The following is a 20,577-nucleotide window of genomic DNA, read 5'->3' on the forward strand; positions in this document are numbered from 1 at the left end:
GTACTACCGTCGCGCGATGGCGGGCAGCGTGGACTTCGTCGTCGTGGGCGGTGGCTCTGCCGGGGCGGTGGTCGCCGCCCGGCTGTCGGAGGACCCGGACGTCCGGGTGGCGCTGGTCGAGGCCGGGGGTCGGCCCCCGGCGGCCGAGCTGGTGCCGGCCGCCTGCCCGGTCCTGCAGGCGGACCCCGAGACCGACTGGATGCTCACCGCCGACGCGGGCGCCTGCGGCAGGGGGCTGCGGGGCGGCCGGATGATGGTGCCCCGCGGCCGGATGCTCGGCGGCTCGTCGGGCATCAACTACATGGCCTACGTGCGCGGCCACCCGGGGGACTTCGACGCCTGGGCCGCCGGGGGAGCCGACGGCTGGGGCTTCGCGGACGTCCTGCCCTACTTCCGGAAGAGCGAGGGGCTGGTGCCGAGCGAGGTCCTCCCGCTCGACCTGCCCGCCCACGGCACGGACGGGCCGCTCGGGGTGTCGGTCCGCAGCCCGGTGCTCCCGGGGGCGCAGGCGTTCGTCGACGCCGCGGTCGCCGCCGGCATCCCGCTCGGTGACTACAACGGCCGCGACCGGGGCGGCCCGGCCGGCGTCGTCTCGCTGTTCCAGACGACCACGAAGCACGGCATGCGCTCGAGCACCTACCACGCGTTCCTCGAGGGCGAGGCCGAGCAGCGGCCGAACCTGACGGTGATCCCGCACGCCCGGGCCACCCGCGTGCTCCTCTCGGGCGAGCCGGGTGCCCTGCGGGCCACCGGGGTCGAGTACGTCACCGCCGCCGGCACCACCGAGGTGGTCGAGGCCGGCCGCGAGGTGGTCCTCAGCGCCGGCGCGGTCGGGTCGCCGCAGCTGCTCCTGCTCTCGGGCGTCGGGCCGCGCGAGCAGCTGGAGTCCCTCGGCGTCCGGTGCCTGGTCGACGCCCCCGAGGTGGGCCGCCACCTCAAGGACCACCTGCAGGTGGGGCTGATGTTCCCGGCACCGGGGCTGGGCGTCCCGATGGCCACCGTGCGCGTGGCCCTGGGGCCGGACGCGCTGCGGGCGCCGGCCGGTCCGCTGCCGGCCGACCCGGCCGACGACGCGTCCCTGCCGCCGGAGCTGCAGGAGCTCAAGGCGGAGGCGGAGCGCCGGCTCACCGAGTGGTTCACGACCGGCAGCGGGCTGGCGTCCTCGTCGCTCTACGACGCGGGGGCCTGGTTCTCGACGGGCCTCGGGGACGAGCACACCCACGACGCGCAGCTCGCGGTCTTCGTGTGCGGCTACGACGTCGGCATCTGGGACTCCTGCCTGCACGTCGACGCGGCGGAGTACTTCGCCGACCCGGCCGTCGACCTGTCGCCGACCGCCGAGAACCTCTTCGTGCTCGCCAACCCGGTGCAGCCGCACAGCGAAGGGGAGATCCGCCTGGCCGGCGCCGATCCGCTGGCCCCGCCCGACATCCGGATGAACTACCTCACCGACCCGCACGACGTCGCCGTGATGACCGCGGTGGTGCGCCGCGCGCTCGACGTCGTGGACCGGATGCGGCGCGAGCACGAGATCGGCGACCTCCTGCTGCCGCGGCGGCTGGCCGAGGCGCACGGCCACACCCGCGGCGACGTCCCGAGCGACGAGCTGATCGCCGACCTGGCGCGCCACTACGCGTTCACCGTCTACCACCTGACGAGCACCTGCCGGATCGGGTCGGTCGTCGACCCCCGGCTGCGCGTCCTCGGCGTCGGCGGGCTGCGCGTCGCGGACGCGAGCGTCATGCCGAACGTGGTCAGCGGCAACACGAACGCCGCCGCGATCATGATCGGCGAGAAGGCGGCCGAGCTGATCGCGCGCGAGCACGGCGTCGCGCTCCGGGAGTTCGTCGGCGCGTGACACGCCGCCCCCGGTGACGTCACGGGCGTCGCCGCACCCGTGTGGGTACCGGGGACGAGACCCGCCACCGCGGCGGCCGGACACGCCAGGGAGGAGCCGCGATGGCCCGCATCGACCGCATCGCCGAGCCGTGGGGGACCCGCACCCCGTACGGGCCGGGGGAGACCTGGCCGACCCGCGTGGACGCGTACCTGGCCGACGGGCTGACCGAGGACGACGTCGACCGGTGGGTGCAGTCGGCGACGATCCTGCACTCGAACGGCGACGGGCTGGACATCGCGGTCAAGGACGGCCGCATCGTCGGGGTCCGGGGGCGCGCGGTGGACCGGGTCAACCACGGCCGGCTGGGACCCAAGGACCTGTTCGGCTGGCAGGCCAACAACTCCCCGGACCGGTTGACCCGGCCGCTGGTCCGCCGGGACGGCGAGCTGGTCGAGACCGACTGGGACACCGCGATGGACGCCGTCGCCGGCCGCTGCCGGGAGCTGCTCGACGAGCAGGGGCCCAGCGCGATCGGCTTCTACACGACCGGCCAGCTGTTCCTGGAGGAGTACTACACGCTGGGCCTGATCGCCCACGGCGGCATCGGCACCAACCACGTCGACGGCAACACCCGGCTGTGCACCGCGACCGCCGCGGCCGCGCTCAAGGAGACCTTCGGCTCCGACGGCCAGCCCGGCAGCTACACCGACGTGGACTCCGCCGACGTCATCTGCCTGTACGGGCACAACATGGCCGAGACGCAGACGGTGCTGTGGACCCGGGTCCTGGACCGCCTGGCGGGCCCGAACCCCCCGGCGGTCGTCTGCGTCGACCCGCGGGAGACGCCGGTGGCCCGGGCGGCGACCGTCCACCTGGCCCCGCGCCTGGGCACCAACGTGATGCTGATGAACGCCCTGCTGCACGAGATCGTGCGCAACGGCTGGGTCGACTCCGGCTACGTCGAGGCGCACGCGGTCGGCTACGAGGAGCTGGCGGAGCGCGTCGCCGACTACACCCCCGAGGTCGCCGCCGGGGTGTGCGACGTCCCCGCGGAGCGGATCCGGGAGGCCGCCCGGCTCATCGGCACCGCGCAGCGGCTGCTGTCCACGGTGCTGCAGGGCTTCTACCAGTCCCACCAGGCCACCGCGGCCGCCGTCCAGGTCAACAACGTGCACGTCCTGCGCGGCATGCTCGGGCGGCCAGGCTGCGGCCTGCTGCAGATGAACGGTCAGCCCACGGCGCAGAACACCCGCGAGGCCGGCGCCGACGGCGACCTGCCCGGCTTCCGGAACTGGTCCAACGACGCGCACGTCGCCGATCTCGCGCGGGTGTGGAACGTGGACCCGCTCGACATCCCGCACTACTCACCGCCGACGCACGTCATGCAGCAGCTGCGCTACATCGAGGAGGGCTCGATCCGGTTCTTCTACGTCACCTGCACCAACCCGGCGGTGTCCCTGCCGGAGCTGCGGCGGGTCCGGGAGCTGTTGAGCCAGGACCGGCTGTTCCTCGTGGTGCAGGACATCTTCCTGTCCGAGACGGCCCGGCTGGCCGACGTCGTCCTGCCCGCGGCCACGTGGGGGGAGAAGACCGGCACCTTCACCAACGTCGACCGGACCGTGCACCTGTCGGAGAAGGCGGTCGACCCGCCCGGCGAGGCGCGCCCCGACCTGGACATCCTCATCGACCTCGCCCGCCGGCTGGACCTCCGGGACAAGGACGGCGCCCCGCTGATCACGTGGACCGACCCGGAGGGCGCCTTCGAGGGGTGGAAGGAGTGCAGCCGCGGGCGGCCGTGCGACTACACCGGCCTGTCGTACGACAAGCTGCGCGGCGGCAGCGGCATCCAGTGGCCGTGCAACGACGAACACCCCGACGGCACCGAGCACATCTACGTCGACGGGCAGTTCTGGGCCGAGCCCTCCTACTGCGAGAGCTACGGCCGCGACCTGGTCACCGGCGCGCCCCTGGACGAGACCGAGTACCGGGCGCTCAACCCCACCGGCAAGGCCGTGCTCAAGGCCGCCGAGTACCTGCCCCCGCACGAGGTGATCAGCGAGGACTTCCCGTTCCAGCTGATCACCGGCCGCACGCTGTACCACTTCCACACCCGGACCAAGACCGGGCGGGCGCCGCAGCTGCAGGCCGCCGCCCCCGAGGTCTGGGTGGAGGTCTCCGCGTCCGACGCCGCCGACCGCGGCTGGGGCGAGGGCGACCTCCTGGAGGTCCGCACCCCGCGCGGCGCGGTCGAGGGCCGGCTGCGCGTCAGCGGCATCCGGCCGGGGGTGGTGTTCCTGCCGTTCCACTACGGCTACTGGGACGAGCCGGGCGGCTCCGCGCCGGACGGCCGCGGCCGGGCCGCCAACGAGCTGACCCCCACCGACTGGGACCCCTGCTCCAAGCAGCCGATCTTCAAGACCGCGGCCGCCGCGGTCACCCGGCTGGCGGAGGGCACCGGTCCCTCCCCGGCCCCCACGACCACCGGGTCGCGGCCGGTCTCCGGCGACGTGCCGCCCACCCGCGGGGGCAGCGCGGCCGAGGCGGTCGAGCAGCAGGCGGCGGGAGGCGTGCGGTGAAGCTGGGACTGGCCGTCGAGGAGCTGCACCGGGCCGAGAACCACCTCGCCCGGGTCCTGCTCGCGGTTTCCGACCGGCACGCGGCCGACCACGAGGTCTTCCACGTCGCCCGTGACATCGCCCGCTGGTCCCAGCGGCACGTCACCGAGCTGGCCCGCGCCGGCGCCGCCTTCGGCGTCGACCTGGACCCGGAGCCGCCGGGCGACCCCGGGATCCTCGAGACGGTGCGGCAGGCGGCGGCGGACCTGTTCGGCCGCCGCCCCGAGCCCGGCCTGCTGCTGCTCGCCGACCTCCGCCACGTGCACCGCGAGGCGGCCGGCGTCTCGCTGGACTGGGAACTGCTGGCCCAGGCCGCGCAGGGGGCGCGCAAGCGGGAGCTGCTGCAACTGGCGGAGCGCTGCCACCCGGACACGCTGCGGCAGATGCGGTGGGCCAACGCCAAGCTCAAGGAGTCCGCGACCCAGGCGCTGGTGAGCTGATGGACGCCCCGCAGACCCGCGTCGTCCTCCGGCCGGTCGCGACGCCCCTCCCGCTGGGCTTCCTCGCGCTGGCCCTGGCCACCACCGTCTTCGCCGCCGTCCAGCTGGGCTGGGTGCCGCCGGCCGAGGGCCGGGTCGCCGCGCTCACCGCCCTGGCGGCCACCGTGCCGCTGCAGCTGCTGGCCGCGGTGGTCGGGTTCACCGCCCGGGACCCGGTGGCCGCCACCGGCATGGGCGTGCTGACCGGCACCTGGGGCGTGGTCGGTCTCACCACCCTCACCTCACCGCCGGGGGCGACCAGCGCGGGGCTCGGCGTCCTGCTGCTCACCGCTGCGGTGGCCATGCAGGTGCCGGCGATCTCGGCCGCGGCGAGCAAGCTGGTCCCGGCGGCGGTCATGTGCCTGGCCGGGATCCGGTTCGCCGTCACCGGGGCGTACGAGCTCACCGGCTCGGCCGCCTGGGAGACGGCCGCGGGCTGGGTGGGTCTGGTGCTCGGCGCTCTGGCGCTGTACGCGGCGCTGGCCCTCGAGCTCGAGGGCAGCGAGCGGCGCACGGTCCTCCCGCTCGGCCGGCACGGCGCCGGGCGCTCCGCCGTCCGCGGGGAGGCGCCCCTCGGCGCGGACGACTTGGCGGCGGAGGCCGGCGTCCGGCCCCAGCTCTGACCGTCGAGGTCGTCCTGCTCTCCGCACACCCGCCCGCGCCGGAGGACCTGGAGGGCGATGTCGAGAACGCGGGACCGGCTCCGTCCCCGGGGTGCGAGCGGCCAGGATGGGCCGCACCACCGAGGAGGGACCACGATGGCCAAGTACCTGCTGCTCAAGCACTACCGCGGCGCCCCGGCGGCGGTGAACGACGTCCCGATGGAGAAGTGGACGCCGGAGGAGATCTCCGCCCACGTGCGGTACATGGAGGACTTCGCGGCCCGGCTGGAGGGGACCGGTGAGTTCGTCGACGGGCAGGCGCTGTCCCCGGAGGGGATGTGGGTCCGGTACGACGGCGAGGGGCGCCCGCCGGTCACCGACGGCCCGTTCGCCGAGACCAAGGACCTCATCGCCGGCTGGATGGTGATCGACGTCGACAGCCAGGAGCGCGCCGTCGAGCTGGCCGGGGAGCTGTCGGCCGCCCCTGGTGCGGGCGGGGAGCCGATCCACGAGTGGCTCGAGGTGCGTCCCTTCCTGGGCGCGCCGCCCACCATCGAGGGATGACCGCCCCGCTGGACGAGGTCCTGCTGCGCAGCCTCACCCCCAGCGTGCTCGGCGTCCTCGTCCGCCGCGGAGCCGACTTCGCGGCGGCCGAGGACGCCGTGCAGGACGCGCTGGTGGAGGCGGTCCGCACCTGGCCGGCCGACCCGCCGCGGGACCCGAAGGGCTGGCTGGTCACCGTGGCCTGGCGCCGGTTCCTCGACGCGACCCGGGCCGACGCCGCCCGCCGCCGGCGCGAGGACGTCGTCGACGAGGAGCCCGCGCCCGGGCCCGTGCCCGGCGCGGACGACACGCTGCACCTCTACTTCCTGTGCGCCCACCCGTCGCTGACCCCGTCGTCGGCGGTCGCGCTCACGCTGCGGGCCGTCGGCGGGCTGACCACCCGCCAGATCGCGCAGGCCTACCTGGTGCCCGAGGCGACGATGGCGCAGCGCATCAGCCGGGCCAAGCGCACCGTCTCCGGCGTGCGGTTCGACCGGCCGGGCGACGTCGCGACCGTGCTGCGCGTCCTCTACCTGGTGTTCAACGAGGGCTACTCCGGCGACGTCGACCTCGCCGCCGAGGCCGTCCGGCTCACCCGGCAGCTCGCGGCCGTGATCGACCACCCCGAGGTGGCGGGGCTGCTGGCCCTCATGCTGCTCCACTCCGCCCGGCGCCCCGCCCGGACCGCGCCCGACGGGAGCCTGGTGCCGCTCGCCGAGCAGGACCGGAGCCGGTGGGACACCGGGATGGTCGCCGAGGGCGTCGCGATCCTCCAGGCGGCCCTCGCCCGGGACCGGCTGGGGGAGTACCAGGCGCAGGCCGCCATCGCGGCCCTGCACGCGGACGCGCCCACCGCCGCGGAGACCGACTGGGTGCAGATCGTCGAGTGGTACGACGAGCTCGTCCGCCTGACCGGCAGCCCGGTCGTCCGGCTCAACCGGGCGGTGGCCGTCGGCGAGGCCGACGGGCCCCGCGCCGGCCTGGCGGCGCTCGCGGTCCTGGACGACGACCTGCCCCGCCACACCGCGGTCGCGGCGTACCTGCACGAGCGCGACGGCGACCTCGCGACGGCGGCGCGGCTGTACGCCGAGGCGGCCGCGAGGGCGACCGACCTCGCCGAGCGCGACCACCTGCTGCGCCAGGCCGCCCGGCTCCACGCCGGCCGTGGGTGCTGAGGGCACCGACCGGCGCTGCGCCGCCCACCCGCCGCCACCGCCGGGCATCCTCGGACGGGGCCGGTCCCGGCCCGCGGCGACGAGGGAGGTGCGGGTGGAGGGGACGACGCTGGGCGGCCGGTACCGGCTGGACGGCGTGCTGGGCCGCGGGGGCATGGGCACCGTCCACGCGGCCACCGACGTCGCCCTCGGCCGCCGGGTCGCGGTCAAGGTGCTCGACCCCGCCGTCGCCGACCGCGCCGGGACGTCCCGCTTCCGCCGCGAGGCCCGGGCGCTGGCCGCGCTGGAGCACCCGCACGTGGTGAGCGTCTTCGACGTCGGCGTCGACGCGGCGGCCGCCTGGCTGGTCATGCCGCTGCTGCCGGGCCCCGACCTGCAGTCCCTCCTCGGCCGCGACGGGCCCCTCCCGGTCGCCGACGTCACCCGGTACGGCCGGCAGGCCGCCGAGGCCCTGGCCGCCGCCCACGCCGCGGGCATCGTGCACCGGGACGTCAAGCCGGCCAACCTCGTGCTCGCCGCGGACGGCTCCTGCGTGCTGGTGGACCTGGGCATCGCCCGGCTGGCCGACGGCGGCCCCGGCGCCGCTCCGCTGACCGGCACCGGGCTCGTGCTGGGCAGCACGCCGTTCCTCGCCCCGGAGGTCGTCGCCGGGGCGCCGGCCGGCCCGGAGGCCGACCTCTACGGCCTGGGCGCGACGCTGTTCACCCTGCTGACCGGCCGCCCGCCGTTCGAGGCCGACGGCGTGGCGGTCCTCGCCCAGCACCTGCACGCGCCGGTCCCCTCGGCCGTGCCCCTGCGGCCGGACACCCCGGCCGCGGTGGACCGGCTGCTCGGCCGGATGCTCGCCAAGGACCCCGCCGCCCGGCCGACGGCCGCGGAGGCGGCCGCTGCGCTCGAGGGAGCGCCGGACGCACCCGGCCCCGCGCCGACGCGGGTGCTCCCGCGGCCCGCACTCTCCGAGTCCCTCCCCCCGGCGGAGGGCACCCCGCGACGACGGCGCCCGGTGCGCCTGCTGGCCGCCGTGGGAGCGGGCGCCGGGGCCCTGGCCGTGGCCGCCGCCCTGCTGACCGGCGGGGGGAGCGAGACGGCGGCGGGCGGCGCGGCGGCCCCGGACGGTGGCGCGGCGGCCACCCCGTCGTCGGCGCCGGCCACGAGCCCGCCGCCCGTGCCGCCGCCGGCGGCCGTCACGACCTCGCCGGTGACCACCCCGCCCGCGGCCCCGGCGCCCGCGGCGGACCCGGTGCGGTCGGCGCTGGCCGGGCTGCGTGCGGCCGTCGAGCAGGCCGAGGCGGGGGGCGCGCTGACCGGCGGGGGACGGCGCGACGTCGACCGCCGGGTGGCCGCCGTCGAGCGCGCGCTGGGCCGGGAGGACCCCGACCGGGTGGCGCGGGAGGTCGACGACCTCGAGCGCCGCCTCGACCACCTCCGGCGCCACGACCGCCTCACCGGGGACGGCGCCGCCGCGCTGGGCGCCGCCGTCGCGGACCTGCGCGCCGCCCTGGGCGCACCCGCCGGCGACGGCGGGGAGGACGGCGACGGCGGGGGGGACGGCGAGGGCTGACGGCGGTCCGCCCCGCCCCACCGGTGACCCGGGCCCGCGGGCGCCGCGGCGGCGACCCCGGCGGATCCGCCCGGGAGGGAGGAGGCTCCTCCCATGGCCCTGCCCAAGCCGCCCCTGAGCGGCCGCCTGCTGGTGATCGCCGGCCTGCTGGTCACCGGTGCCGTGGCCCTCGTCTGGCTGGTCCGCTACGTGGTGTGGCGGACGGTCCGGAGGCGGCGCGGCCGTGGCTGACCGCCCCGGCCCCGGAGCCGTCGCTCGCTGCTGGGCCCGACACGCCGGTCGGGACGGCCGGCCGGTGCTGTGTTCCTGCCCATGCGGCAGCGGTGTTTGGGAGGGCCGGGCAGCCGTTCCCGCGGCGCGCGCGTCACGCCTCGTCAACGGTCGGGCACAGGGGGAGACCGCGCCGTCCCGGCTCGAGGCCGGGAGCCGCGGAGGCCGCTCGCGAGGAGCGGGTCGGTCCGTACCGTCGCTCCGGCGGGAGAGACCCCTCCCGCTCCACGTGGTGCAGCGCCGGAGGACCTGCCCGGCCCGGGGCGCACCCCAGCGAGGCCGCCGGTGACAGGTGAGCCGGTGGGAGTGATCGGTGGCAATCCGAGACGGCGCCAGCGCGCCGCCGCAGTACCCGTACGACGCCTACAGCACGCTGGCCGGCCCGCTCGGGGAGGCCGGTGAGGGCTACACCGTGCAGTTCGAGCGGCTGGTGCGGCGCGACCGCCGGCGCGGGCGCGCCCTGGTCATCAGCGCGGCCGCCATCGTCCTGGAGCTGCTGTTCCTGGTGTGGCTGCTCCGGCCCGCGCACTGGCCGGCCGACACCGTCGGCTGGACCTGGTACCTGAGCCTCACGATGGTCGTCACCATCGGGCTCATCGAGGTGCTGCGGCTGGTCAACGTGGTGACGCTGGCGCTGGCCACCTGGAACGCGCACGACCCCCTCCCGGTGCGGCCCGAGACCGGCACCCGGCTGGCGCTGCTCACCACGATCGTCCCCGGCAAGGAGCCGGTGGAGATGGTCGAGACCACCCTGCGGGCCGCGCTGCGCGTGCGGCACGACGGCCCGCTCGACGTGTGGCTGCTCGACGAGGGCGACGACGACGGGATCAGGGCCATGTGCGCCCGCCTGGGCGTGCGGCACTTCAGCCGTCGCGGGGTTGCCGCGTGGAACACCGAGTCCGGTGCGCACAGGCGCCGGACCAAGCACGGCAACTACAACGCGTGGCTCGCCCGGCACGGCGAGGAGTACGACTTCTGGATCAGCGTGGACACCGACCACGCGCCGCTGCCGAACATCGCCGAGCGGCTCATGGGCTACTTCCGCGACCCGGACGTCGCCTTCGTCGTCGGCCCGCAGGTCTACGGCAACTACGACAACTTCACGACCCGCGCCGCGGAGTCGCAGCAGTACCTGTTCCACGCCGTCCTGCAGCGGGCGGGCAACCGCAGCACCTCGGCGATGTTCGTGGGCACCAACAACGCGGTGCGGCTCTCGGCCCTCGCCGACGTCGGCGGCCTGGCCGACAGCATCACCGAGGACACCGCGACGTCGCTGGTCCTCCACTCCTCGCGCAACCCCGACACCGGACGGCGCTGGAAGAGCGTCTACACCCCGGACGTGCTCGCCGTGGGCGAGGGCCCGACGAGCTGGAGCGACTACTTCGTCCAGCAGAACCGGTGGGCCCGGGGCACCGACGAGGTGGTGCTGCGGCAGTTCTGGCGGCGGGTCCGCCGGCTGTCCCCGGCGCGGGCCCTGCACTACGGGCTGCTGATGTCCTACTACCCGTCCGCCGCCGTCAGCTGGGTGCTCGGCTCGGTCAACCTGTGCCTGTACCTCGTCACCGGGGTGGGCGGCGTGGTCGTGGCGGCGAACCTGTGGGCGGTGCTCTACGTCAACGCGGCCGCCCTGCAGGTCGGCATCTACTTCTGGAACCGGCGCTACAACGTGTCGCCGCACGAGGAGGAGGGCTCCTCGGGGCTGTCGGGCATGTTCGTGTCGGTGCTCTCCGCGCCCGTGTACGTGACGGCGCTGGCCGACGCCGTCCGGGGGCGGAACGTGCCCTTCGCGGTCACGCCGAAGGGCGACGACAGCAACCCGGACCGGCTCGCGACGTTCCGCAAGAACCTCGCCTGGGGCGGCGTGCTCGGCGCGGCGCTGCTCGCGTCCGTGCCGCTGGGCCACGACCACCCGGCGATGCGCGGCTGGGCGCTGCTCGCGCTGCTCACCTGCCTCCTGCCCGTCCTCATCTGGGCCGTGCAGCGCCGCCGGCCGCGTCCGGCCGCCGCCGCGCCGCGTCCCGCCACCGCACCGCAGACCGTCCGCTTCAGCGGCAACACCGTCGCACCCGCACCACCGCTGCCCGGCGAGCAGCAGCTGGTCACCACAGGCACCCGGGGAGAGCAGCGGTGAAGGGCTTCGGCGGGAGGGCGCCCCGGCGCCGCCGCGCACGCAACGTCGCGATCGTCACGACCGCGGCACTGGCCGTCGGCACCGTGAACGCGCAGGTGGCCGGAGCGGCCGTGGACGACCTGGTCACCGGCTACCAGCAGAGCCGGCCCGACTACACGGCGCGGTACGGCTCGTGGGAGACCGTCGAGCTGCCGGAGGAGTTCCGCGTCCGGGCCGTCCACGCCGTCCTGCTGCGCACCGGCAAGGTCCTCATCGTCGCCGGGTCCGGCAACGACCAGGCCTCCTTCGACGCCGGGACCTTCGAGACCGTGCTGTGGGACCCGGCCGCGGACACCTACGAGCACGTCGAGACGCCGGAGGACCTCTTCTGCGGCGGCCACGCGCAGCTGCCCGACGGCAACGTCCTGATCGCCGGCGGCACCAGCCGGTACGAGGTGCTCGCCGACGACGTCACGCACGCCGCCGGGGTCATGACCGTCAAGAACGAGGACCCGACCCTGACGGCGACCCTCGAGGAGGGCACCGTCTTCGTCGGGGAGGACGGGCAGCGCTACCGGGCCACGGCGCAGGCGCTGGTCACCCCCGCCGTCCAGCACGTGATGGACGGCGAGCCCATGCACACGGCGTCGGAGACGACGGTGTGGGTCGAGGCGCTGCAGGAGGGGGAGGACCCCGTCGTCCGCGGCGGCGCGCAGTTCGCCGTCGAGGGGCTGGCCGGCCGGCAGGCCCAGGACGTCTACGGCATCGCCGACACGATCACCCTGGACAAGCAGGAGTACCGCGGCATCCCCGACTCCTACGTCTTCGACGTCACCACCGAGCGCTACGAGCGGGTCGGCGACCTGAACCACTCCCGCTGGTACCCGACGCTCGTCCCGGTGGCCGGCGGCGACGTCATGGCGGTCAGCGGGCTCGACGAGTACGGCCGCCCCTCGGCCGGCGAGGTCGAGGTGTTCGACCGGGCCAGCGGGCAGTGGCGCGAGCGGCCCGAGCTGTTCCGCTACTTCCCGACCTACCCCGCGTTGCTGCGGCTGGCCGACGACCGGCTGTTCTACACCTCGTCCAACGCCGGCTACGGCCCGGCCACGGAGGGCCGCACGCCCGGCTACTGGGACCTGACGGACAACTCCTTCGACCCGGTGCCCGGGCTGCGCGACCCGCACATGAACGAGACGTCGTCGTCGGTGCTGCTGCCGCCCGCGCAGGAGCAGGAGGTGCTCATCGCCGGCGGCGGTGAGGTCGGGGAGGGCGAGGGCAGCACCGCGCGGGTCGACGTCATCGACGCCGACACCCACGACGCCCACTGGACCCCGGCGCCGGACCTGCCCGCTCCGGCGCGGTACGTCTCGACGGTGGTCCTGCCCGACGACCGGGTGCTGCTCACCGGCGGCAGCACCGGCTACCGCGGCAACGGGGACAGCGACACCCACACCCCGGTCCTCTACGACGCCGGCACCAACACCATGGCCGCCGCCGCGCCCAACGAGGTCGGCCGCAACTACCACTCCGAGGCGCTCCTGCTGCCCGACGGCCGGGTGGTCACGCTCGGCTCGGACCCGCTGTACGCCGACGCGGAGAACACGCGCCCGGGGACGTTCGAGACGCGGGTGGAGATCTACACCCCGCCGTACCTGCACACCGGCGGCGAGCGCCCGCGGGTCACGGGGGCGCCGGCCGAGGTCGAGCGGGGCACGACGTTCCCGGTGCGGGCGACCGGTGCGGTGACCGCGGCCCGGCTCATGCGCCCGTCGGCGGTGACGCACGTCACCGACGTGGAGCAGCGGTCGGTCGCGCTGGAGGTGTCCGGTCCCTGTCCCGGCGAGGGGGCGGCCTGCGACCTGCAGCTGACGCTGGACCCGGCCGAGGGGCTCACCCCGGCGGGCTGGTACATGCTCTTCCTGGTCGACGCCGACGGCGTGCCGTCGGTGGCCCGCTGGGTGCAGGTCCGATGAGGCGGGGCCGGACGACGCGGGGCCGGATCGCGGCCGCGCTGGCCGCCGTCGCCGTGCTGGCCGGCTGCGGCGCGGGCGACCCGCCGGCCCCGGCCGGCGCCCCCGCCGACAGCCCCGCCGGGCTGGACCAGCCCGGCGGTGAGGGCAACCCGCTGGCCTGGAACGTCCTCTACACCAACCCGGCCAGCACCGCCGGGCAGGCGGTCGCGGCGGCCACCGAGCGGGGCGACGAGGCCACGGCGGAGCGGCTGCGGCGGATCGCCGACCGGCCGACGGGCACCTGGCTCGCCGGTGGGGTGGACCCCTACCGCACCGTGCGGGAGCTCACCGCCGCGGCCCGGGAGGTCGAGCGGGTGCCGCTGCTGGTGGCCTACAACCTGCCGCAGCGGGACTGCGGCCAGTACAGCTCCGGAGGCGCCGCCGACGTCGACGAGTACCTGGACTGGCTGGGCTCGCTGGCGGCCGGCATCGGCGACGCCCCGGCCGTCGTGGTCCTCGAGCCCGACGCCATCCCGCACGCGCTGGAGGGCTGCGCCGGCTCCCAGTCCGCCGACGAGCGCTACAGCATGCTGCGCGAGGCCGTGCGCATCCTCGGGCGCCAGCCCGAGACCGCCGTCTACGTCGACGCGGGCAACGCCAGCTGGATCGACGACCAGGACGCCCTCGCCGACGCGCTGCTCGCCTCCGGGGTCGAGGAGGCCGACGGCTTCGCGCTGAACACCAGCAACTTCGAGACGACCGAGGCGACGGCGGCGTACGGCACGCAGCTGTCCGACCGGGTCGGCGGCGCGCACTTCGTCGTCGACACCAGCCGCAACGGCGCCGGCCCCCCGCCGGGCGGCGGCGACGGCGACCACTCCGCCTGGTGCAACCCCCCGGGGATGCGGCTGGGGGAGCCGCCCACGACCGACACCGGCATCGAGCGGGTCGACGCGCTGCTGTGGATCAAGCAGCCCGGTGACTCCGACGGCGAGTGCGGGCGGGGTGAGCCGCCGGCCGGGCAGTGGTTCCCCGAGTACGCCGACCGGTTGCTGGCCGGGTAGCCGCCCGGCCGGTCGGCGGCGCCTCGTCCGCCGGGGACGACCCGGAGGGGCGGGCCGGGACGCGGCCGGACGACGACGGGCCGGCCGGCCTCTGAACGGCACGGTCCGGCCGGGCGCCGGCGCGGCACCCCCCCCGGGCTCAGTCGTGCGGCCCGCGTGCGGCGGCCACCGCGGCCCCGAGCACGGCCCCGGTGCCGATGCAGCCGGCGAGGAAGCGTGCCGCGTCCCGGTGCCACCCCGTGATCCTGGAGTCGCTCCTGCGAGGGGCCACACGCACTGCTGCGTCGTCCATGGCCGACACGGTCCCGCCGGATCGCCGTGGCGGACTCATCCCGGAGGGGTGGAGGACCGGGTCGTCCGGATGCCGGGTCCCGGGACCGTCGACGCCACCGGCCCGGCGTGCCACCGTGGTCCCCAGGTGCGGTGCACCGTGCGGCGCGCCCGGGAGGACGGAGAGGGCCGTGGCCGACGTGAAGATCGAGCAGGAACTGACGCTCAGCCGCCCGGAGGTCGCCCGCCTCCTCCGGTCGCTGGCGGAGGGGCTGGACTCCGACGACGGCGAGGTCGCTGTCCGGCTGGGGACCAGCACCGTCGAGCTGTCGGTCGGGGACCGGCTCCGCTGCGAGCTGGAGGTGGAGGTCGACGGCGACGAGATCGAGCTGGAGCTCGAGCTGAAGTGGCCGACCTCGCGCGGCGCGGCCCCCGCGTCGCAGGAGGACCGCGCGGACGCGGAGGTGCCGACCGCCGCGGAGAGCTGGGCGGAGCCGGCTCCTCCCGCGCCGCGGAACGCACCGGAGACCCGGACGAAGCCGGACAAGCGCCGCCCGTCGCCGGCCTGACCGCGCGCGGGCGGTGCGGTCGGCGCGGGGGGTCAGGGCCGGCGCGCGGCCCGCCGGCCCTGCGCCGCGTCGCGCCGGATGCGCCGGGCGACGGTGCGGTAGGTGTCGGCGCGGTCGGCCCGGCCGCGCCCCGTCGCCTCGGCGGTCAGCCGGTCGAAGGTCGCGGCGAGCCGGGTGTCGGTGTCGGCCAGGAGCCCGCCGAGCTCGCGGGCCCGCTGGGTGGCCCGCGCCACCCGCTCGGGCGGCAGCAGCACGGGCGGCGCGGGGGCGCCGAGCCACGCCCAGACGGTCTTCCGGTCGCCGTCGGCGTGCCAGCCGTGCGCGGCCGACAGCCGGGCCACCATCGGCAGTCCCATCCCGCCGGCCGCCGCGTCCCGGTCGACCGCCGGGACCGGCGGGCAGTCGCCGGCCGCGTCCGACACCTCGATCAGCCAGCCGCAGTCGGCGGTCACGGCGGCGGTCACCGGCGGCCGCCCGTGCCGCAGGCCGTTGGACACGAGCTCCTCCACCGCGAGCAGCAGCCGCTCACCGGTGCCCTCGGGCAGCCCGTCGGCGGCCAGCGCACCGCGCAGCCGCATCCGGGTCAGCTCGGCGGCGGTGCGCACCTCCACGCGCCACACCGTGGCGGCCCGGGCGCTCGGGGCGGGCGGCGGCCGGTGCGCCCACGTCGTCCCGTCCATGCGTCCCGTCCCCGGCGCCGGGCCGTGTCCGGCGCCCGCCCGCGCCGCCGGACACGGCCGGAACCCGTGTCGTCCCGGCTCCCTGACGGTGCCCGCGTACCCACGCCGCGGCGCGCCCACGCACGGGGAGCGGGACGACGTCAGCGCACCGACGGGACCGGCACCTCGTCCCGTGCCGCACCCGGCCGCCGTCGCCGAGGACCTCGGCATCGCCCCGCAGACCCTCGCCCGGCGGCGCTGGAGGAGGCCTCCTGCTCCCGCGTGGACCGGGACGGCGAGGAGGCGACGCCGGCCTCCACCGGCCCGGCCGTCTGAGTACCGGCGCGACGCGGCGGGGGCCGCGGGACGTCCGTGGTCCCCGTCCGCGGAACTCCGCGGGCCGGTGGGCAGTTGCCCGTGTGACGGCGCCGCGACAGCCCCACGCGGCGCCGCTGCCCGCCCGCGACCGGCGGGCGCCGTGCGGGGCGCCGATCGCGAGGAGGGACCGGGCCGGTGGCCGAGGTGTGCGAGTCCGTGACCATCGACGGAGGGGTGCTCGTCGGGCACGACGGCTCCGCCGGCGCCCAGGAGGCGCTGGTGTGGGCGGCCGGCCTGGCCGGGCGGACCGGGCTTCCGCTGCACGTGCTGCGGGCGTGGAGCCTGACCACCGCGCCGCGTCCGGCGACCTGGGAACCGGGCTACGTGCCGCCGCTCGAGGACTCCGAGCGGGCCGTCCGCGACGACCTGGAGCGCTGCGTCGCCGCGGCCGGCCTGGACCCGGCGGTGCGGGTGCGCACGCACGCGGTGCACGGCCCGGTGGCCGCGGCCCTGGTGCAGGCGGCCGGCGGTGCGGACCTGCTCGTCGTCGGCGCCCGCGGCGGCGGCGGGTTCGCCGGGCTGCTGCTGGGGTCGACCAGCGACCAGCTGGTCCACCACGCGCCGTGCCCGGTCACGGTGGTCCGCACCGGCACCGGGCGCCGGCACACCTGGGCCGCGGCGGCCGGGGAGGCCACCGCCTGACGCCGCGCCGGCGCCGGGGCGGCGGTCAGGCGCGGGGCATCCGGGAGCGGCCGGCGTCCGGGGCGGCCCCGGTCCGCAGCAGCGGCAGGGTCCGCCGCGGCACCAGCTCCGACAGCGCGACGACGCTGGTCGACCGGACCACCGACGGCGACCGGTTGAGGTCGACCAGCACCTGCTGCAGCGCCTCGTGCGACGCCGCGCCCACCCGGCACAGCACGTCGCCGCTGCCCGTCGTCGCGTGCGCCTCCAGCACGCCGGGGATGGCCTCGAGGTCCGCGCGGACCGCCTCGATCGCGCCCTGCGCGATCTCCAGCGTCACGAACGCCTGGACGCCGAACCCGGCCGCCGCGACGTCGACGTCCGGCCCGTAGCCGGTGACCACGCCCGACTCCTCCAGGCGCGCGATGCGGGCGGTGACCGTCGCCCGGGCCACCCCGAGCAGCCGGGACAACTCCAGCGCGCCGGCGCGCGGGTGCGCCCGCAGCGCCTCCAGCACCGCGACGTCCAGCGCGTCGAGCGGCATGCGTCCTCCCGGGGTGCGAGCTGCGCAGTCTGCCCAGTCGATGGGCCGGTCCGCTGGGCCAGCGGTGCAGCCGGACCAGCACCAGCGGTCAGGGTTGCACAGGACGGCCTCCCGCAGTGGGCTTCCCCCACGTCCCCGCGCAGAGGAGGCCTCCCGTGTCGATCGAGCAGACCCTCAACGACGAGGAGCGCCTGGCCGGCCTCGACCTGCGGCAGCTGGAGCAGCTGGTCGGCCTGGTGCAGTACGACGAGTCGGCCGACCCGTTCCCGGTCACGGGCTGGGACGCGCTGGTGTGGGTCGTCGGCAACGCCGTGCAGAGCGCGCACTTCCTCCAGTCCGCCTTCGGCATGGAGCTGGTCGCCTACTCCGGCCCCGAGACCGGCAACCGCGACCACCGCGCCTACGTGCTGCGCTCCGGCGCCGCCCGCTTCGTCGTCACCGGCGCCTACGACCCCGCCAGCCCCCGCGCCGACCACCACCGCGCGCACGGCGACGGCATCGTCGACATCGCCCTCGCCGTGCCCGACGTCGACCGGTGCGTCGCCCACGCCCGCGCCCAGGGCGCGACCGTCGTCGCCGAGCCGCACGACCTCACCGACGAGCACGGCACCGTCCGGCTGGCCACCATCGGCGCCTACGGCGACACCGTGCACACCCTCGTCGACCGCTCCCGCTACACCGGCCCCCACCTGCCCGGCTACGTCGCCCGGACGTCGTCCCACCGGCCGCGGCCGGGGCGCCCGAAGCGGCTGTTCCAGGCGGTCGACCACGTCGTCGGCAACGTCGAGCTCGGCGCCATGGACCGCTGGGTCGACTTCTACAACCGGGTCATGGGCTTCACCAACATGGCGGAGTTCATCGGCGACGACATCGCCACCGACTACTCCGCCCTGATGAGCAAGGTCGTCGCCAACGGCAACCACCGGGTGAAGTTCCCGCTCAACGAGCCGGCGGTGGGCAAGAAGAAGTCGCAGATCGACGAGTTCCTCGAGTTCTACCGCGGCCCCGGCGCCCAGCACGTCGCGCTGGCCACCAACGACATCGTCGCCACCGTCGACGCGATGCGCGCCGAGGGCGTGGAGTTCCTCGCGACGCCGGACTCCTACTACGAGGACCCGCAGCTGCGCGCCCGCATCGGCGAGGTGCGCGTGCCGATCGAGGAGCTGCAGGCCCGCGGGATCCTCGTCGACCGCGACGAGGACGGCTACCTGCTGCAGATCTTCACCACGCCCACCGGCGACCGGCCGACGGTGTTCTTCGAGCTCATCGAGCGGCACGGCTCGCTCGGCTTCGGCAAGGGCAACTTCAAGGCACTCTTCGAGGCCATCGAGCGCGAGCAGGAGAAGCGCGGCAACTTCTGAACGTCGCGGCGGCGGAGACGGCCGTCCCCGCCGCCCCGGGAGAGGAGTGACGGTGGCGTACTACCGGCGGGTGGGCGAGGTCCCGCCCAAGCGGCACACGCAGTTCCGGCGTCCCGACGGCGGCCTGTACGCCGAGGAGCTGATGGGGGAGGAGGGCTTCTCCAGCGACTCCTCGCTGCTCTACCACCGCGGCCTGCCCTCGGCGCTGGTCGACGCCCGCCCCTGGGAGCTGCCCGACCAGACGCTGACGCCGAACGCGCCGCTGGTGCCGCGGCACCTCCGGCTGCACGACCTGTTCCCCGGCGAGGAGCACAAGGGGGTCGACCCGGTCACCGGCCGGCGGCTGGTGCTGGGCAACGCCGACGTCCGCATCTCCTACGCGGTCTCGTCGCTGCCCAGCCCCTGCTACCGCAACGCGGTCGGTGACGAGTGCGTGTTCGTCGAGCGCGGCACCGCCACCGTGGAGACGGTGTTCGGCGCGCTGCAGGCCGGCCCCGGCGACTACGTGGTCGTCCCCCGGTCCACCACCCACCGCTGGGTGCCCACCGGCGACGAGCCGCTGCGCACCTACGCGATCGAGGCCAACTCCCACATCGCGCCGCCCCGGCGGTACCTGTCCCGGTACGGGCAGTTCCTCGAGCACGCGCCCTACTGCGAGCGCGACCTGCGCGGCCCGGACGTGCCGCTGCTGGCGGAGGGCACCGACGTCGAGGTGTACGTCAAGCACCGCGGCCCCGGGCCCGGCGGGCTGGCCGGCACCGTCCACGTGACGCCGGAGCACCCCTTCGACGTCGTCGGCTGGGACGGCTGTCTCTACCCCTACGCGTTCAACGTCGCCGACTTCGAGCCGATCACCGGCCGGGTGCACCAGCCGCCGCCGGTGCACCAGGTGTTCGAGGGCACCAACTTCGTCGTCTGCAACTTCGTGCCGCGGAAGGTCGACTACCACCCGCTGGCCGTGCCGGTGCCCTACCACCACTCCAACGTCGACTCCGACGAGGTCATGTTCTACGTCGACGGCGACTACGAGGCGCGCCGGGGCTCCGGGATCGGCAGGGGGTCGGTCAGCCTGCACCCGGGCGGGCACTCCCACGGCCCGCAGCCGGGCGCGGTCGAGCGGTCGCTCGGCGCGGAGCGCTTCGACGAGCTGGCGGTCATGGTCGACACGTTCCGCCCGCTCGAGCTGGGCGAGGCCGGCACCGCCTCCGACGACGGCCGCTACGCCTGGACCTGGTCGGGCCGGGGCCCCGGCACCTGAACCAGCACCTGAACCGGCGCCTGCCGCCCGCCGGCGACCGGGGCGCGGGCGGCCGCGATCGCCGCGCCCAGCGTCGCCCGCAGGGCGGCGTCCCGCCGCGGTCCGGGCAGGTCCCGCAGCGCGGCGACCGCCGCCTCCAGGAGGTGCCGCCCCGGCCCCTGCCGGTACAGCGGGTCCAGCCGCCGGGCGAGGTCGGCCCACGGCCCGGTACCGGCGACCCGGGCGCACCGGCGCCCGGCGCGGGCCAGCTGCCGGCGCAGCACGGCCGGGTGCTCCGCCGCGGCGGCGGCGGCCCGCACCGCGGCGTGGACGACGGCGGCGGTGCGGCGGGCGTCCCGGAACCGCGCGGTGCCGGCCAGCGCCGGGGCGAAGGCGGCGAGCAGCGGCCGCCCGTCATCGGTGGAGGCGTCGTTCACCAGCCGGGCCAGCGCGGCCAGCGTGGGGTCGGTGCAGCGGGGGTGGTCGTCGAAGGAGGCCCCGGCGAGCACCGAGACGTACTCCATGAGGCACGCGCCCTGCTCCGGCGACGCGTGCCACCCCGCACGGAGCCGGGGGAGCCCGTCGGGGACGACGGGACGGTCGGTCGTCGTCATGGCCACCACCTGTTCGGTCGACGGGCGGCGACGGCCGCGCGCGGGGGCGCGGCGCGCCGCCGGGACGGGCGTCCCGGCAGGCGCAGCCTCGTCCGGTGCGCCCGCCCGCACGT

The 20,577-nt window shown here is 76.4% G+C and carries 18 protein-coding genes; 15 read left to right on the plus strand and 3 right to left on the minus strand.

Annotation, left to right across the window (positions count from 1 at the left end; genetic code table 11):
- Positions 1-16: 16 nt before the first annotated feature.
- The 12 genes from ACI79B_RS15255 to ACI79B_RS15310 all read left to right on the plus strand — a co-directional run bounded on the left by ACI79B_RS15255 (position 17) and on the right by ACI79B_RS15310 (position 15,050).
- On the plus strand, positions 17-1,858 hold the full coding sequence (locus ACI79B_RS15255; RefSeq protein WP_456928791.1) for a GMC family oxidoreductase: 1,842 nt from the start codon (positions 17-19) through the stop codon (positions 1,856-1,858).
- Between the two features lie 101 nt (positions 1,859-1,959).
- On the plus strand, positions 1,960-4,416 hold the full coding sequence (locus ACI79B_RS15260; protein ID WP_456928792.1) for a molybdopterin oxidoreductase family protein: 2,457 nt from the start codon (positions 1,960-1,962) through the stop codon (positions 4,414-4,416).
- Positions 4,413-4,895 carry a hypothetical protein gene (locus tag ACI79B_RS15265; RefSeq protein ID WP_456928793.1) on the plus strand — a complete coding sequence of 161 codons (483 nt, stop codon included), beginning with the start codon at positions 4,413-4,415 and terminating at the stop codon, positions 4,893-4,895. The genes ACI79B_RS15260 and ACI79B_RS15265 overlap by 4 nt, the downstream gene beginning before the upstream one ends.
- Positions 4,895-5,557 carry a hypothetical protein gene (locus tag ACI79B_RS15270; RefSeq protein WP_456928794.1) on the plus strand — a complete coding sequence of 221 codons (663 nt, stop codon included), beginning with the start codon at positions 4,895-4,897 and terminating at the stop codon, positions 5,555-5,557. The genes ACI79B_RS15265 and ACI79B_RS15270 overlap by 1 nt, the downstream gene beginning before the upstream one ends.
- 135 nt (positions 5,558-5,692) lie before the next feature.
- Positions 5,693-6,100: a YciI family protein gene (locus tag ACI79B_RS15275; RefSeq protein WP_456928795.1), complete on the plus strand. Its 408-nt coding sequence runs from the start codon at positions 5,693-5,695 to the stop codon at positions 6,098-6,100.
- Positions 6,097-7,254: an RNA polymerase sigma factor gene (locus tag ACI79B_RS15280; protein WP_456928796.1), complete on the plus strand. Its 1,158-nt coding sequence runs from the start codon at positions 6,097-6,099 to the stop codon at positions 7,252-7,254. Before ACI79B_RS15275 ends, ACI79B_RS15280 begins: the two co-directional genes overlap by 4 nt.
- 94 nt (positions 7,255-7,348) lie before the next feature.
- On the plus strand, positions 7,349-8,815 hold the full coding sequence (locus ACI79B_RS15285; RefSeq protein WP_456928797.1) for a serine/threonine-protein kinase: 1,467 nt from the start codon (positions 7,349-7,351) through the stop codon (positions 8,813-8,815).
- A gap of 93 nt (positions 8,816-8,908) precedes the next feature.
- On the plus strand, positions 8,909-9,046 hold the full coding sequence (locus tag ACI79B_RS15290) for a hypothetical protein (RefSeq protein WP_456928798.1): 138 nt from the start codon (positions 8,909-8,911) through the stop codon (positions 9,044-9,046).
- 352 nt (positions 9,047-9,398) lie between these two features.
- Positions 9,399-11,216 (plus strand): glycosyltransferase family 2 protein, encoded by a 1,818-nt coding sequence (locus tag ACI79B_RS15295; protein WP_456928799.1) that lies wholly within the window; start codon positions 9,399-9,401, stop codon positions 11,214-11,216.
- Positions 11,213-13,168: a radical copper oxidase GlxA gene (glxA, locus tag ACI79B_RS15300; protein ID WP_456928800.1), complete on the plus strand. Its 1,956-nt coding sequence runs from the start codon at positions 11,213-11,215 to the stop codon at positions 13,166-13,168. The genes ACI79B_RS15295 and glxA overlap by 4 nt, the downstream gene beginning before the upstream one ends.
- Entirely contained in the window at positions 13,165-14,211 is a 1,047-nt protein-coding gene (locus ACI79B_RS15305) for a glycoside hydrolase family 6 protein (protein ID WP_456928801.1), read from the plus strand. The genes glxA and ACI79B_RS15305 overlap by 4 nt, the downstream gene beginning before the upstream one ends.
- A 461-nt stretch (positions 14,212-14,672) precedes the next feature.
- A complete protein-coding gene (locus ACI79B_RS15310; protein ID WP_456928802.1) occupies positions 14,673-15,050 on the plus strand; it encodes an amphi-Trp domain-containing protein in 378 nt (125 codons plus the stop codon).
- Positions 15,051-15,082: 32 nt separating this feature from the next.
- Here ACI79B_RS15310 and ACI79B_RS15315 read toward each other — a convergent pair whose 3' ends face one another.
- Positions 15,083-15,730, minus strand: coding sequence for an ATP-binding protein (locus tag ACI79B_RS15315; protein WP_456928803.1), 648 nt, complete (start codon positions 15,728-15,730; stop codon positions 15,083-15,085).
- A 513-nt stretch (positions 15,731-16,243) separates the two neighbouring features.
- On the opposite strand from ACI79B_RS15315, the gene ACI79B_RS15320 reads away from it, so the two are divergent.
- Positions 16,244-16,729, plus strand: a complete 486-nt coding sequence (locus tag ACI79B_RS15320) for a universal stress protein (RefSeq protein ID WP_456928804.1) — start codon at positions 16,244-16,246, stop codon at positions 16,727-16,729.
- A 25-nt stretch (positions 16,730-16,754) separates the two neighbouring features.
- On the opposite strand, the gene ACI79B_RS15325 is transcribed toward ACI79B_RS15320, so the two are convergent.
- Positions 16,755-17,252, minus strand: coding sequence for an Lrp/AsnC family transcriptional regulator (locus tag ACI79B_RS15325; RefSeq protein ID WP_456928805.1), 498 nt, complete (start codon positions 17,250-17,252; stop codon positions 16,755-16,757).
- Positions 17,253-17,407: 155 nt separating this feature from the next.
- Here ACI79B_RS15325 and hppD point away from each other — a divergent pair, with 155 nt between their 5' ends.
- Together hppD and ACI79B_RS15335 are read left to right on the plus strand one after the other, a co-directional pair.
- Entirely contained in the window at positions 17,408-18,613 is a 1,206-nt protein-coding gene (gene hppD, locus ACI79B_RS15330; protein WP_456928806.1) for a 4-hydroxyphenylpyruvate dioxygenase, read from the plus strand.
- Positions 18,614-18,665: 52 nt separating this feature from the next.
- Complete coding sequence (locus ACI79B_RS15335; protein WP_456928807.1) at positions 18,666-19,871, plus strand: homogentisate 1,2-dioxygenase; 1,206 nt, start codon at positions 18,666-18,668, stop codon at positions 19,869-19,871.
- Here ACI79B_RS15335 and ACI79B_RS15340 read toward each other — a convergent pair.
- The gene (locus tag ACI79B_RS15340; protein ID WP_456928808.1) at positions 19,832-20,464 is read right to left on the minus strand and encodes a hypothetical protein; all 633 of its coding nucleotides are present in this window, start codon (positions 20,462-20,464) and stop codon (positions 19,832-19,834) included. The genes ACI79B_RS15335 and ACI79B_RS15340 overlap by 40 nt on opposite strands.
- Between the last annotated feature and the right edge of the window lie 113 nt (positions 20,465-20,577).

The organism is Geodermatophilus sp. SYSU D00879 (assembly GCF_054050375.1).

What these genes read in the sequence shown, in the direction of transcription:
- ACI79B_RS15270 (WP_456928794.1), top strand. Translation starts at nt 4,895, where the DNA reads ATGGACGCCCCGCAGACCCGCGTCGTCCTCCGGCCGGTCGCGACGCCC.
- ACI79B_RS15325 (WP_456928805.1), bottom strand. Translation starts at nt 17,252, where the DNA reads ATGCCGCTCGACGCGCTGGACGTCGCGGTGCTGGAGGCGCTGCGGGCG.
- ACI79B_RS15260 (WP_456928792.1), top strand. Translation starts at nt 1,960, where the DNA reads ATGGCCCGCATCGACCGCATCGCCGAGCCGTGGGGGACCCGCACCCCG.
- ACI79B_RS15315 (WP_456928803.1), bottom strand. Translation starts at nt 15,730, where the DNA reads ATGGACGGGACGACGTGGGCGCACCGGCCGCCGCCCGCCCCGAGCGCC.
- ACI79B_RS15340 (WP_456928808.1), bottom strand. Translation starts at nt 20,464, where the DNA reads ATGACGACGACCGACCGTCCCGTCGTCCCCGACGGGCTCCCCCGGCTC.
- ACI79B_RS15305 (WP_456928801.1), top strand. Translation starts at nt 13,165, where the DNA reads ATGAGGCGGGGCCGGACGACGCGGGGCCGGATCGCGGCCGCGCTGGCC.
- ACI79B_RS15290 (WP_456928798.1), top strand. Translation starts at nt 8,909, where the DNA reads ATGGCCCTGCCCAAGCCGCCCCTGAGCGGCCGCCTGCTGGTGATCGCC.
- ACI79B_RS15275 (WP_456928795.1), top strand. Translation starts at nt 5,693, where the DNA reads ATGGCCAAGTACCTGCTGCTCAAGCACTACCGCGGCGCCCCGGCGGCG.
- ACI79B_RS15280 (WP_456928796.1), top strand. Translation starts at nt 6,097, where the DNA reads ATGACCGCCCCGCTGGACGAGGTCCTGCTGCGCAGCCTCACCCCCAGC.
- ACI79B_RS15255 (WP_456928791.1), top strand. Translation starts at nt 17, where the DNA reads ATGGCGGGCAGCGTGGACTTCGTCGTCGTGGGCGGTGGCTCTGCCGGG.